Genomic DNA, 13545 nt, shown 5'->3' on the forward strand with positions numbered 1-13545 from the left:
TGGTTCTCAAAACAAAAACGGCGGGGAAGCCCCCGCCGCAGAGCGTCAAAAAAGGGTTGTCGCGCCCTCAGGCGGCACGCACCGTTGCCAGGAAGCTCTGCACTTCCTGCTTGAGGCGATGGCTCTCCTGAGACAGAGAGCGCGCCGAAGCCAGAACCTGCGAAGAGGCAGCACCCGTCGCGCCTGCACCCTCCTGCACATCAAGGATATTGGTCGCGACCTGCGCCGTGCCATGCGCCGCTTCTTGAATGTTCTCGGCGATTTCGCGTGTAGCCTCATACTGCTGCTCCGCGGCATCGGCGACCGCCGCAGATATTTCAGACATGCGTGCAATGGTCTCCGTGATGGAACGGATCGAACTCTCCGCCTCATCGGTCGCCTGCTGCATGGAGGTGATCTGGCCGACAATTTCTTCCGTCGCCTTCGCCGTCTGAGCAGCAAGCGTTTTCACTTCCATCGCCACGACTGCAAAGCCCTTGCCGGCATCGCCGGCGCGGGCTGCCTCTATGGTCGCATTGAGCGCAAGCAGATTGGTCTGCTCGGCAATCGCCGTGATCAAGTTCACGACCGCACCCACGCGACGGGCCGCGTCGGCGAGATCGACGACCCGGCGATTGGCGCTGCCGGCCTGTTCAACCGCTTCACCAGCGATCTTGGCACTCTCCTGAACGCGGCGGCTGATCTCTCCAACCGATGCACCAAGTTCCTCTGACGCAGACGCCACGGACTGGACGTTGGACGAAGTCTGACCGGAGATGCTGACAACCGTGCTCGACAGGTTTTCGGTGCGTTCCGCCGTTTCTGTCATCGAGCCAGCGGCCGCTTCAAGTTCCGTTGCCGCAGACGACACGCCCTCGGTAACCTCGCCGACCGCATTTTCGAACATATCCGCCAGGCGCTGCATTTCCTGGCGTCGCTCCGCCTCAGCCTGGCGGGACTTGCTTTCGCGCTCTTCGGCTTCGAGTCGCGCCTTCTCAATGGCCTTCTGCTTGAACATCTCGACGGCGCGAGCGATCTCACCGACCTCGTCACCGCGGTCGAGGCCTGGCAGGACAATCTCGAAGTTACCACCGGCGAGTTCGTTCATGGCCGCGGTCGTGGCATGCATTGCCTGTGAGATACGTCTGGCAACGAAACCGCAAATTGCCGCGACGACGAGGAGCACGAGGCCGCCAATCATGAGAACGGTCTTCGCCGTTGCCCAGGTCTGCGCGCGCAAATCATCAATGTAGACGCCGGTACCGATTACCCAGCCCCAGGGAGCGAACTCGTCGACATAGGAGAGCTTGGGCTGCGGCTCTGCTGAGCCGGGCTTGGGCCATTCATAGCGAACAAAGCCCCTGCCTTCTTTGGCCACCAGATCGAGCATCTCAACGAAGAGGTGCTTGCCGGAGGGATCCGTGATCGAGGTCAGATCCGTGCCAATGAGCTCCGGCTTGATCGGATGCATCACCATGCGGGCGTTGCGATCCTTGATCCAGAAATACTCATTGTCACCATAACGTAGCGCCCCGATACGGCGAGCTGCATCCGCCTGAGCGTCTTGAAGCGAGCGAGCGCCAGTCGCGACCGCGGCCTCTTCTTCCTTGGCTATGTCGAGTGCAAGCTCTGTCAGATGCGAAAGCTCGCGGCTCTTTTGATCTTCGAGCGCATGACCCAGCTCAAGCAGCTGGAAACCCGAGATGGCGGAAAAGCCTATAAAGCCGACAGCAAGGACCGCATAAATCTTATGTCCAAGCCTAAGACGAAGCCCTTTTTTCATTGAGTGTGCCCCCTATTGACGTTGCGTCAGCACACAAGGCTTCAGTCAGCTTGCACCGGGCTTGCGTCAGACTTCCACTGACGTTCACGGAAGCGTCAGATCGGTTTGATCGAAGTCGCGGTTAATTTTCTGAGCATTTCGAAACGAATTCGATGTCTCAAGGTCAGAAGAACGAACGAACCAGCCCTCCGACCAACAGATTCCAGCCATCGATCAGAACGAAAAACAGGATCTTAAAGGGCAAAGCGATGACCGCCGGCGGCATCATCATCATGCCCATGGACATGACGAGCGTGGCGACGATCATGTCGATCACCAAGAATGGCAGAACGATCAAGAAACCGATTTCAAAGCCACGCCGTAGCTCAGAGATCATGAAAGCGGGAATGAGAACACGCAACGGCACGGATTCCGCTCGTGTCGCGTCCGCTCCCGTCTCCGGAAGCGCCAGCTCCGCTCCCTCTTCCGCCCCAGGCTTGCTAGCGGACAGATCGGCGAAAAGTTGAAGATCTTTCGGTCGGACCTGCGTCAGCATGAAATCGTGGAATGGATCGGTGATCCGTTCGAACGCTTCTTGTTCGGTGATTTCATTGTTTGTGAGCGGCTGAAGGCCCTCGGTCCAGGCCCGATCGAGAGTCGGCCCCATCACATAGAAGGTCATGAACAGCGACAGGCTGATCAAGACGAGATTGCCTGGCGTGCCCTGCAGGCCTAGGCCGGAGCGCAGAAATGACAAAGCGATGATGAAGCGCGTGAAGCTCGTCACCATGATGAGGAGGCCCGGCGCAATCGAGAGAACTGTCAAAATAGCGACGAGCTGCACGATGCGGCCGGTCGCCGCCGCATCGCCAGAAGGGATGAGGCTCTCCAGGTCGGGTACTTGTGCATGGGCCGCAACCCCCAGGAAGGGCACCAGCAAAAGAGCGAAGAACAAGCGCTTCATCGAAACTGTCTCACAAGGCGGAAAACCGCCATTGGTGTTTATTGAACGACCATCGTCTCGATGATCAGCTCACTCACCTTACCGTCGGTCCTTACGGCGGCACGATCGTTGAGATCATCGCGTAAGTGCTGCAATGCACTCGGGCCTTGGAGCTGCGACAGAGGCATGGTTCGCACAAGGGCCATGATGTCCTCGCGGATCTCCCCGGCTGTGACTTCGGGATTTTCAAGAGCGCCGTTTGGAAACACGATCGCGGTCTCAAGGCGAATCCAGACATCCGCAGGATCGGCCACGTTCACGACGACCGGACCGACCGGCTGCAACACCATGTCTCCGGAATAGAGCAGCTGCGGCTCGTCTTCCGGCTTGTCCTTGAGCTTCTCGGCAACCGTCGCTTCGATAGCGCCAGCCAGATAGATCCCTAGGCCCCCGCCAGCTCCGCCGGCAAGCAGCGTCACAGCAAGCACGCCAAGAAGGCCCATCAGGAAGGAGCCCTTTTTCTTGGGCGCCACCTCCTCACCGACATCGTCGGCCAAAGCCATGGATGCGTCGCTCATCAGAAAGGCACCACTTTGTCGTAAATCCGCTGGCCCCAGGCCGGCTGCTGCATGTCGGAAATTCGGCCGCGCCCGCCATACGAGATACGTGCCTCCGCGATCTTGTCGTAGGAGACAGAATTATCCGTGGAGATGTCGGAAAGTCTGACGATGCCGGCGATGTTGAGCACGCGGACCTCGTTGTTGACTTTCACCTCCTGTGAACCGCTGATCATCAGATTGCCGTTCGGCAATTCCTCGGTGACCAGCGCTGCGATCGACAAACGCAGCTTTTCCGAGCGATCGATTGAGCCCTCACCCTTGGTCGACGTCTTTGACGCAACATTGAGACCACCGGAGGCCTCACCGGATTCATTTTCGACGTTGAAGCCGCCGAAGCCGAGGAATCCGCCAAAGCTCAGATCGGACTTCGAATCTCGCGACCGGTCACTTTGGTTGTCAAATTGGGCCTTGTCGTTGATCTGAATATTGACCGTGATGACATCGCCCACCTGCCGTGCCTTACGATCAGTGAAGAGGACTTGTTTTTTTCCACTCCAAAGCGACTGGAACGTCTTCGGCTCCGGCTCGACGAAACTGACGGGCAGAGGCTGGCGGTTCACAACGATCCCCTCGCCCACCGGGCTTAGCTCGGGACCGGTGATGATGTTGTCACGTGCAGCGCAGCCGCCCATGACGAGCAGCACCGCGATTGTGCAGATCTTTTTCATCCCGGATTTTTCGCCTCATCACTCGCTCTTGCGAGCCCTGCCATTGTAGTCGTGAGCTGCGCCGCCTTGATTGGCTCCATCTCGTTCAAGATCGCGCTCGCGCTGCGAGGCTTGAGCTTGACCAATATCGCGGCCGCAGCGGCCGGCGCCATCACAGCCATCTGCTGAGACGCTGCATCGGGGCGCATTTGCGTGAATATCGCGACGACGCTTTCCTCAGCCTTGCGTAGGAAGTCCTCGCGGCGTTTCAGCCATTCCTCATATTCCGCACGCTTCTTTTCGAGAGCTTCGATACGTCCATTGACGTCTTCCTCGATCTTCTTCAGAGCAGCGACCTGGCGCGCATAGCGCGCATCCGTGGCCTCGTCGGTGATGTTGCTGCAATACTGCCGCGCATTTTCAGACTGCACAGCTGCCGTGGTCTGCGCAGGCGCAGGTTCCGGCTCAGTCTGTAGAACGGAAGCCGCATTGGCATCCCCTGCGACCGCCCCGGTCGCAGGTGGTTCCGCATCCAGCGGAATGGGCAGGACATTGGCTATATCCTGCGCCTGTTGCGCAGCATCCGACATCTGCGCCTTGGCGAAAGCGGGAACCAAGATCAAGGCGCTCGTTGCCAGCAGACAGGCAATCGACTTACGCAATTCTCGGACAGGCGTGCTCATCTTCGGCTGCCTTTCTCCAGATTTTTCTCAAGAGCCGGGTCCGGCTGGGTGCCCGACAATCTGTGCTACTGGACGATGAGTTCGCCCTGAAGCGCACCAGAAGTTTTGATCGCTTGAAGGATCGCGATGATATCGCTCGGTTTCAGCCCGATCTGGTTGAGCCCATGCACCAGAGTCTTCAGATCAGTCCCGCCGATGATTGCGAGATGACCTTCCTCTTCGGTGGCGTCGACCTGGGTCAACGGCGTCACTACCGTCTGTCCGTCGCTGAAGGGCTCCGGCTGCGACACCTGAGGCATCTCGGTAACCCGCACAGTGAGATTGCCATGAGTCAGGGCAACCTGTGAGATCTGAACATTAGAGCCGATGACGACCGTGCCGGTGCGCTGATCGACGACGACGCGCGCGGGGGTATCCGGAGCAACTCGCAGCTGCCCGATCGCGGCCATGAAGCGAGCAGAGGTGACGCCAGCGGGCCTGCGGACGGCGACACTCCTCAAATCGCGTTCGACGGCTAACGGGCGCCCGAATTGACGGCTCGTATAGGCATTGACCGCATCGGCCATCATCGCAGCGGTCTTAAAGTCCGGATTGTTGAGCACGAGAACGAGCTCGCCGAGGTCTTCCATCGAGCCCAGAACTTCACGCTCCACGATCGCTCCGTTCGGAATCCGACCGACCGTCGGAACACCCTGCGTCACAGTCTCAGCCTCTCCGCCCACGCTGATGCCGGAGACCGCAACAGGCCCCTGCGCGACGGCGTAAATCTCACCATCGCCTGCTGAGAGTGGCGTCATCAACAAGGTACCGCCTTTAAGTGAGGTTGCATCACCAATAGACGCGACGTTCACGTCGATCTCACCGCCGCGCCCAGCGAAGGCCGGCAGATTGGCGGTCACGGTCACACCGGCGACGTTGCGCGCACGAAGGGCCGCGCCGCTCACATTGATGCCAAGACGATCGAGCATCGATTCCAGTGCCTGGCCGGTGAAGGGCGAATTGCGCATGGAGTCGCCCGTACCTTGCAGGCCGATGACAAGGCCGTAGCCAATCAGCTGGTTCTCCCGCACGCCTTGAACCGTAGTGATGTCCTTGATGCGGGCTCCGGAGGACGGATCGATACCAGCAATCTGATTGGGATCGCCGATCGGCACATTTCCGACGAGATCTGCAGCCCAGACTGTGTCGGCGGCAACGAGCGCCACAGCGCAAAGGACGGCGGCAAGCCTTTTCATTGTCCCACCTTCACGCTTCCGTCCGCCTGGACGACACCGGCAATCACCTGGCCGGAATCGACATTGCGGACGCGAATGACATCTCCGAGAGAGCCTGCTTCGAGAGCGAGCACGCCTGCCGTCATCGACAGCCCACCGGATTGATAGACCGCCCGCGTGAGCGAGCCGCGTGCGATGATTTCCGGCTCCTCCACCGCGTTGGACGGGATGAGCCGTTCCGGCACGAGAGTACGGCGCGCCACTTTGCCGACGAGGGCGTCGATATTGTCGACCACCGGATATCGCGAACGCGTATTCGGCAGAAAGTTCATCTCCTTCAGCATGTCCCGATCGATCACGTCCCCCGGATAAACGGTGACGGAGGGAACAGGCAGGAGATCGTAGGGCTGAGCCTGCTGTTGAGCGGCAGCCGAAACGCTCGCCGCGAACACAAACGCGCAGGCAGCGAGAATGCGCCGGCCGGAAACGACACGCGCGAGCGCATTCGTTGCCTTACGCCGAAGGCCGATGAAGTTCCTCCCCATCATCGGCTTGCTCAGCGAATGCCCTTGGAGACCGTGCCCGACATGTCGTCGGCTGCCTGGATCACCTTGGAGTTCATCTCATAGGCACGCTGGGCCGCGATCAGTTCCGTTATCTCTTTCACCGGATCAACGTTGGAACCTTCAAGATATCCCTGATTGATCTTGCCAAATCCCGGGTCGGTCGCAACGCCGGTGGTCGGCTGACCCGAAGCGGTCGTCTCGCGGTAGAGATTGCTGCCGAGAGGCTCAAGCCCAGCATCATTTGCGAAATTGACGAGCGTCAGCTGACCCAGAAGCTGCGGATCGGCCTGTCCTGCGACAGTCGCGTAGACTTCGCCAGACTCGTTCACGGTGATATCGACTGTATCAGCAGGAAAAGTCATGGCCGGCTCGACGGTGTAACCGTCGATCGTCACGAGCTCGCCGTTCGGACCTTTGTTGAAGGAGCCGGCACGCGTGTAAAGCGTCTCGCCTGCCGGGTTGGTAATCTGAAACCAGCCGCCGCCGTTGATGGCGAGATCCAGCGGATTACCGGTCTGGCCGAGCGGACCCTGAATATGGAGATTCCGCACACCGATCGTACGCGTACCAAGCCCGATACGGGTACCTTCCGGAACGGGATTGCCACCGCCTGCATTGGGAACGCCCGCAGTCCGCTCCGTCTGATAGAGAAGATCGGAGAATTCGGCGCGGGCGCGCTTGAAGGAGGTGGTGTTGATGTTGGCGACGTTGTTGGCGATGACTTCGACATTCATCTGCTGAGCAGCCATGCCGGTCGCTGCGATTGCGAGCGCTCTCATCTCAATCTCCTTAGATCTGCATCCGGCTGATTTCCTGGTAAGCCGCAACGACCTTGTCGCGGATTGCCAGAGACGCCTGCAGGGTTTGCTCGGCCGCCATCACGGCCTGAACTACATCCTGGACAGGCATGCCGCCGTTGATACCAGTGATGGCCGCGGCTTCGCCGGCCTTTAAAGTATTGAGCGCATCGCCCGAGATGTTGGCGAGGACGCTGCCGAAATCAGCTCCCCCCGCCGCACCAGCGACCGAGGGCGTAGCGGCTGTCGAGCGGGCGCCGCTCAAAGAGGCCGCGCTGTCGACCATAAAGGACAGCGACTGAACCGGAGAAACCATCAACTATTCCTCAAAAGATCGATCGTGGTGGAGAACATGTTGCGCACGCGCTTAATCACCTGCAGGTTCGCTTCGTAAGACCTTGTCGTCTCGCGAAGGTCGGCCATCTCGATGATCGGATTGACGTTCGGCATCTTGACGTTGCCGTCTTCATCGGCCGCCGGGTGGCTCGGATCATGCTCCAGCCGGAACGGCGCGTTATCGACACCGAGCGCTTTCACCTTGACGCTGGCAGCATCGATGGTGCGATCGAGCACGCTCTCGAAAGAAACGGTCTTGCGCATGTAGGGATCGGCGCCGGGTGTCGTACCGGTCGATTGCGCATTGGCGAGGTTTTCGGCGACGATCCTGAGACGGGTCGACTGGGCTCTGAGCCCCGAGGCCGCGATCTGGGAGGCGCTGGCGAGTGGATCGATCATCAGCTCGACCTCACGCTCATCAGGAACATGCGATGGAAGGCCTTCACCAGGCTGGCATTGAGCTGGAAGGCGCGCTCGGTCCCGCCCGCCTTGATCAGTTCCTGATCAATGCTCACGGAATTGCCCGAGAAGCTGACATCCCAGCTATCCTCAGGCTTGATCTTGCCGGTCTCAAGAGACGTACCAGAGGTATCGACGTGGCCCGACGCGGTGCGCGTCATCTCAAGATGCGTGGAATCCAAGATCTTGGAGAAAGGCTCGATATCCCTGGCGACGTATCCCGGTGTATTGGCATTGGCAATATTGCCAGCGATCAGCGACTGCCGGACCGACGCCCATTGCGCCTGACGGGCAGCGAGATCAAATAAATGAACGGGCTGCAAGAGGAACCTCCCTTTCGCTCTACGCGACCTAGCTAGACATCGAGCCTTGCCCGAAGCTGGCGTGGGAAGCGAAAGGGAATGGCGGCGGGTGCCGCCTTTCGTCAGGCGTCGTTGCGGGTCAGGTCGGCGACAGCCTGACGGAAACGCTCACAGAAATTCTCATCCCCTTCTCCGTGAAAAACGATGGAGAGGATGTCGAGGCCGACATAATCGGTGTTGAAAACAAGATCGAACAAGGCCGTGACCTTGTCGTGGACGAATTCCATCCGGATGGCGATGGCGAAAGCATTGTGCCAATCGAACTGCACGGCAGCCTGCCGCGCGTAGCGCAAAAGCTCTGGGCGCCGCAGCATTTCAGCCGAGGAATCGACGATATCACGGATATTCGCCTCACGCTCCGCGTAGATGTAGTAGGCCATCACGCCGGCGTTGATGAGGTAGAATTCCGCCATGAACGGCTTCAACGCCTCCGCGAGAGCTTTCTCGCAGGATAGGAAGTCCTGCTCGTTCTCCGGGCACCGTTCGATCACTCTACGCTGAGTGGTGATGTGCATTACTCTCACGCGAATAGATATAATGGAGGAGTTTCGCGACGGCGACATAAAACTCCGACGGAATGAACTGGTCGACTTCCACAGCATCGTACATTGCGCGGGCCAATGGTTTGTCCTCGATGATCGGAACATTGTGCTCGGTCGCGATTTCGCGGATCTTTAGCGCCACCAAATCGGCTCCCTTTGCGATGACCAAAGGGGCTCCGCCCTCGGCACGCTCATAGCGTATAGCAATGGCGAAATGGGTCGGATTGGCGATGATGAGCGTGGCACGTGGCACTTCCGCCATCATCCGTCGCTTGGCGCGTTCACGTGCGATCGCCCGCAAGCGCCCCTTCACGATCGGGTCCCCTTCCGCCTGCTTGAATTCCTCCTTGAGCTCCTGACGTGTCATTCTGAGATCGTTGCGCCAGCGCACGCGCGACCAGACGATATCGGCGCCCACGAGCACAATAGTGGCCACACAAATGGTGGAAACAAGGCGCACGGAGATCGAAAGGATCAATTGCGGAACCAGGGTCGGGTCGCTGTACATGGCGCTCATGAGGGCGTTCTGGTCCGCGTTGATGACGAGCAGGCACGTGATGCCCACAGCCGTGACTTTGAAAAGCGCTTTCAGGAACTCGACGGCGCCCTGTTTGCCGAAAATCTTCTTCCATCCAGCAGCAGGCGATATCCGCGACCATTGCGGGCGGATGCGCTCCAGAACGAGGCTCGGCACGTTCTGAAAGAGTGAAGCAGCGATACCGAAGAGCGCCAGAACGAAGATGGCCGGCAGGATGAGGCGCCCGCAATCCCAGGCGACGCGCCAAAGAAAGAGCGTCGCCTCTGTCCCGTTCGAAAGAGAAAAGCCTCCCGGATTGTCGATGAAGTGCATCAAGATAGCGCTGAGATCGCGGGCTGCGCCCTGGATCAGCAGCGTCATGATGATGAGGATCGCAAGTATCGAGGTAAAGATCGCCGCTTCACGAGAATGCGGCGTATTGCCCTTCTCCACCGCATCCGAGATTTTCTTCTCTGTCGGCTCCTCGGTTTGGCTGTCCTTGTCCGGCTTCTCCGACATAGCGAGTGCGCCTACATGACGTAGGCGTCTTCCTCGTTGTCGGAATTGAGGTCGATCTCACCCTTTCCTGCCATATCGAGAGCCATGTCGGTAATTACACGGCGAGCATCCGTGACCTCACGATGCGGGGCCGGTTCACTGCTGCTAAGCTCCTGCTCGACCATGCGCCGCACGCGCGAGGACAAGGAGGAGAGAATGATCTCACGGAATTCCGCATCGGTGCCCTTGAGCGACATCACCACCTTGTCGGTCGGTGCGCGGTCGAAGAGAGCAGTCCGCGCCTTCGGCGTGAGCTTCGAGATATCGTCGAAAGTGAACAACAGGCTTTTCAAGATCTCCGCAGATTTCGGCCGCGATTCCGATAGGCTGTTGAGCACGTCTTCCATGTGATCGCGCTCCATCTTATTGACGATATCGGCCATCTTGGCGTGCGGATCCGCACCCTGATTTCGGGACAGATTGGTCATGAAGTCTTCGTGCACGACGCGCTCAATGATACGCATCGTCTCGTCCACCATCGGCTTAAAGCCGAGCATGCGACGCATGACTTCATTTCGGCGATCCGGCGGCAAATGCCCCATGACCTTCGCCGCGCAAGTCGGCTTCACCTTCGAGAGGATAAGTGCCGCCGTCTGGGGATGCTCCTTCAGAATGTAGGCAGCGATCAGGTTTTCCGAGACATTGGACATGCGATCCCAGATGGAGCGACTGGCATTGCCCATGACGTCGGCCATGATCTCGCCGATCTGATCGGGAGGCAGAACACCTTCCAGAAGCTTTTCTACTTCCCCCGTCGTACCCACGAGCTGCGCGCCGTTCAGGAAGTTCGAGGCGAACTCCTCGATCAGCTGTTCGATCTGCTGAGGCGGAACAGATTTCAGCGTCGCCACGGAGCGCGTGATGATTTTGATCTCCTCCGGATCAAAATGCTTCATCACGCGGGCAGCCGCGGGCTTGCCCATCGCCATGAGTAGCGCGGCGACCCGGTCCGGCCCCTGAAGAGGACGCGGCGCAGGCGGCTTGTTTGCGGTGGCTGCCATCTCGCCCTGCTTAGTTCGTCAGCTCGGCGCCAGCCGGACCAACAATCTCGGTCAGCGACACACCAAAGCGGGAATTGTCGTCTTCGACGACCACCACTTCGCCGCGCGCAATGACGCGACCATTGACGACCACTTCGACAGGTTCGCCGACGCGGTGATCGAGCGGCACGATGGCTCCTCGACCAAGCTTCATGAGATTGGCAACGGGCATACGTGCGGAGCCGAGCACGACCTGCATCAGCACGGGAATCCGCATGACGGATTCCAGATTGCGGCCGGTGCCAAACGTCTCGCCCTGCCCTGCCGACACCTCCACAGTGAAATCATCCTCGTGCGTGGAAGTCTCGTTCAGCTTTTCCTGCATATCCTTCAAAGGATCTCCAGACATGAAAACGCTCCTCTCGATTCAATCCTGCAGGCCCTCACGCATGCGGCGTTGGGCCAGCCCCCTTTAGCGTCGGCGCTCCAGTTCCCTGGTGCGTGAGCCTTTCACCCTGGCCACAGCTTCTTCACGTCGATTGCGAAGCTGCAAAGCAACGGCAGCCGCGCTCACTCCAGCAAAAGCAGCCAGGATGGCCAGGTCAGTTAGAAAGAAGGTCATTGATGAACTCCTTCTCGGGATCAAAGACCTCTTCCACACGGAGCTTGTACGAGCCTTCCGTCTGGCCAAGCTGACACCAGAAAAGCGGTTGCTCATTCGCCTCGAGCTTGACGCGGCTTGCAGGCGTCGCCTGCAACTCCAAAACCTGGCCCACTTTAAAGTGGGCGACTTCGTCGAGCATGATGCTGCGCTCTTCGAGCACGGCGCGGAGAGGCACACTCGCCTTCTTCACCTCAGTGCGAATTTGGCGCGACCAATTTGGATCACCGGCATTCGATTCGCCGGAGATCACGCGTGACAACACCTGCCGCATCGGCGTCAGCGCCGATTGCGGAATAATCACGAACATCTCGCCGCCGCGTCCGAGCGCCTGCAGCAGAAACTTTGCCGCCACCGCCATGTTATTGCGCCGCCCGATGACGGCGAAGTCCATACGGGTTTCCTGACGTTCAAATTTGAACGGCGTGTCTGAGACGAGGGCAAAAGAGGCCTGCAAGGCCTTGCCCGCCTGCTCGAACAGCATCTGTGCAATGCGGTTTTCGATCGTGGAGAAATTCCGCTCGTCGTCGAAAGGCGGCTCCGAGCCATCGGCCCCAAACAGAACTTCGACCATCGAGAAAATGAAATCGCGATCGAAGCCAACGATGATGTGGTTGTCCCAGGTCGGCGCATGAAAGATGCCGGCGACAGCATTGGCCTCATACATCTCCAGGATGTCACCGATACGCCCGCTCTCCACATGGCTCAGAGAGTAATAGGCCTGAGATGCAGCCAGTGTGCGCAGACTATCGGCACAGAATGTCGCCATGCGGTCGAAAATAATCTGCAGCATCGGCAGCTTGTCGACCGACAGACCTGCTGCATCGAGCAGCATGTCACGGATATCAGTGCCTTTTTGTGGTTCGGACATGGATCAGGCCGCCTGCTGCATAGGAGCTGCCGATGAGCTCGGGGTGTTGGAAATCGCCTCGTTTTCCACCTCGTCGATGGTCGGGCGCTCTTTGGAAGAAATCGTCTTGCGGCCATGCTCGAGCGCGACCTGGGGCAACGCACCATTCATGAAGGCAATGAGCGTCTGCTTGACGATGACAAAAGGCTGGCACTGCTTTTCACGCAGAATCTTGATCTTGCCCGCCAGAGGAGAAAGCACTGCGTAGGACAGGAAGATACCGATGAACGTGCCGATTAGCGCCGAGGCGATGTAGTGACCGAGAATCTCCGGTGACTGATCGATAGCGCCCATCGCCTTCACAATCCCCAAGACCGCGGCGCAAATACCGATCGCCGGAAGCGCTTCAGCAACCGTCCCCAATGCGCCAGCAGACTTCAGCTTGTGTTTCTTGATCGTCGAGATCTCCTGCTCCATCAGCCCCTCGATCTCGTGCGAGCGCGCATTGCCTATGATGATCAGGCGAACGTAGTCACAGATATAAGCGGTGAGCTCTTTGTCCTTCAGAATCGTCGGAAAGTGCTGAAAGAGCACCGAATTAGCCGGATCGTCGATATGCGCTTCGACCTCGTTGCGAGGACGGGTTCTGAGATCTCGCATCAAGGCAAAAAGCAGACTCAGAATACTGAGATAATCGCTCCGCTTCGGGGCCGTGCCCTTCATCGCCTCGAAGATACCGGCCCCGGCATCTTTGATGATCGCCATCGGGTTGGCGATGATGAAAGTGCCAAGCGCGATTCCGACAATGATCACGTATTCGAAGGGCTGCCAGATGACCCCCACATGGCCGCCCATGGCCATGAAGCCGCCGAGCATCGAGCCGATGCCGATCACCAAGCCGAGTAGGATAGCCAAGAGCCCGCTCCATGAAATGGTTTCGTTCGCAGCCCTCACTGTTCGATTTGGCTTGCGTGAAGCTGGAGCACCCGGCAGCGTCGGCCGCATCGCAAGGAAGTCAGAAACGTAGAAGAAGCCAGTTTCGCGCAAGCTTGGCGACCTAGAGCCTCAT

Annotated in this window: 17 protein-coding genes; all 17 read right to left on the reverse strand. The window is 58.9% G+C overall.

The features are described 5' to 3' along the window. Positions 1-67 precede the first annotated feature (67 nt). The 17 genes from NYQ83_RS11155 to motA all read right to left on the reverse strand — a co-directional run bounded on the left by NYQ83_RS11155 (position 68) and on the right by motA (position 13391). Positions 68-1762 (reverse strand): methyl-accepting chemotaxis protein, encoded by a 1695-nt coding sequence (locus tag NYQ83_RS11155; protein WP_261214687.1) that lies wholly within the window; start codon positions 1760-1762, stop codon positions 68-70. 163 nt (positions 1763-1925) lie between these two features. Then, the gene (gene fliP, locus NYQ83_RS11160; protein ID WP_261214689.1) at positions 1926-2705 is read right to left on the reverse strand and encodes a flagellar type III secretion system pore protein FliP; all 780 of its coding nucleotides are present in this window, start codon (positions 2703-2705) and stop codon (positions 1926-1928) included. A gap of 38 nt (positions 2706-2743) precedes the next feature. Next, a complete protein-coding gene (locus NYQ83_RS11165) occupies positions 2744-3262 on the reverse strand; it encodes a flagellar basal body-associated FliL family protein (RefSeq protein WP_246008366.1) in 519 nt (172 codons plus the stop codon). Then, positions 3262-3972, reverse strand: a complete 711-nt coding sequence (flgH, locus tag NYQ83_RS11170; protein WP_128291217.1) for a flagellar basal body L-ring protein FlgH — start codon at positions 3970-3972, stop codon at positions 3262-3264. The genes NYQ83_RS11165 and flgH overlap by 1 nt, the downstream gene beginning before the upstream one ends. Beyond that, a complete protein-coding gene (locus NYQ83_RS11175) occupies positions 3969-4634 on the reverse strand; it encodes a MotE family protein (RefSeq protein WP_261214693.1) in 666 nt (221 codons plus the stop codon). The genes flgH and NYQ83_RS11175 overlap by 4 nt, the downstream gene beginning before the upstream one ends. A gap of 65 nt (positions 4635-4699) precedes the next feature. Continuing rightward, entirely contained in the window at positions 4700-5869 is a 1170-nt protein-coding gene (gene flgI, locus NYQ83_RS11180) for a flagellar basal body P-ring protein FlgI (RefSeq protein ID WP_261214695.1), read from the reverse strand. Beyond that, positions 5866-6396 (reverse strand): flagellar basal body P-ring formation chaperone FlgA, encoded by a 531-nt coding sequence (gene flgA, locus NYQ83_RS11185; protein WP_261214697.1) that lies wholly within the window; start codon positions 6394-6396, stop codon positions 5866-5868. The genes flgI and flgA overlap by 4 nt, the downstream gene beginning before the upstream one ends. Positions 6397-6404: 8 nt before the next feature. Continuing rightward, on the reverse strand, positions 6405-7193 hold the full coding sequence (flgG, locus tag NYQ83_RS11190; protein WP_128291213.1) for a flagellar basal-body rod protein FlgG: 789 nt from the start codon (positions 7191-7193) through the stop codon (positions 6405-6407). 10 nt (positions 7194-7203) lie between these two features. Next, complete coding sequence (locus NYQ83_RS11195; RefSeq protein ID WP_261214700.1) at positions 7204-7527, reverse strand: flagellar hook-basal body complex protein FliE; 324 nt, start codon at positions 7525-7527, stop codon at positions 7204-7206. Further along, entirely contained in the window at positions 7527-7946 is a 420-nt protein-coding gene (flgC, locus tag NYQ83_RS11200) for a flagellar basal body rod protein FlgC (RefSeq protein ID WP_261214701.1), read from the reverse strand. The genes NYQ83_RS11195 and flgC overlap by 1 nt, the downstream gene beginning before the upstream one ends. Beyond that, a complete protein-coding gene (gene flgB, locus NYQ83_RS11205; RefSeq protein ID WP_128291210.1) occupies positions 7946-8329 on the reverse strand; it encodes a flagellar basal body rod protein FlgB in 384 nt (127 codons plus the stop codon). Before flgB ends, flgC begins: the two co-directional genes overlap by 1 nt. A 101-nt stretch (positions 8330-8430) precedes the next feature. Further along, on the reverse strand, positions 8431-8883 hold the full coding sequence (locus tag NYQ83_RS11210) for a hypothetical protein (RefSeq protein WP_261214702.1): 453 nt from the start codon (positions 8881-8883) through the stop codon (positions 8431-8433). Further along, positions 8861-9946, reverse strand: a complete 1086-nt coding sequence (gene flhB / locus NYQ83_RS11215; RefSeq protein ID WP_128291208.1) for a flagellar biosynthesis protein FlhB — start codon at positions 9944-9946, stop codon at positions 8861-8863. Before flhB ends, NYQ83_RS11210 begins: the two co-directional genes overlap by 23 nt. An 11-nt stretch (positions 9947-9957) precedes the next feature. Continuing rightward, on the reverse strand, positions 9958-10986 hold the full coding sequence (locus NYQ83_RS11220; RefSeq protein ID WP_128291207.1) for a flagellar motor switch protein FliG: 1029 nt from the start codon (positions 10984-10986) through the stop codon (positions 9958-9960). A gap of 10 nt (positions 10987-10996) precedes the next feature. Continuing rightward, positions 10997-11302: a flagellar motor switch protein FliN gene (gene fliN, locus NYQ83_RS11225; protein ID WP_370642383.1), complete on the reverse strand. Its 306-nt coding sequence runs from the start codon at positions 11300-11302 to the stop codon at positions 10997-10999. Between the two features lie 265 nt (positions 11303-11567). Next, a complete protein-coding gene (locus tag NYQ83_RS11230; protein ID WP_128291205.1) occupies positions 11568-12497 on the reverse strand; it encodes a flagellar motor switch protein FliM in 930 nt (309 codons plus the stop codon). Between the two features lie 3 nt (positions 12498-12500). After that, positions 12501-13391 carry a flagellar motor stator protein MotA gene (motA, locus tag NYQ83_RS11235; RefSeq protein ID WP_128291836.1) on the reverse strand — a complete coding sequence of 297 codons (891 nt, stop codon included), beginning with the start codon at positions 13389-13391 and terminating at the stop codon, positions 12501-12503. Positions 13392-13545 lie beyond the last annotated feature (154 nt).

It is taken from the genome of Afifella sp. JA880 (assembly GCF_025379905.1).
GTDB classification, from domain to species: Bacteria; Pseudomonadota; Alphaproteobacteria; order Rhizobiales; family Afifellaceae; genus Afifella; species Afifella aestuarii.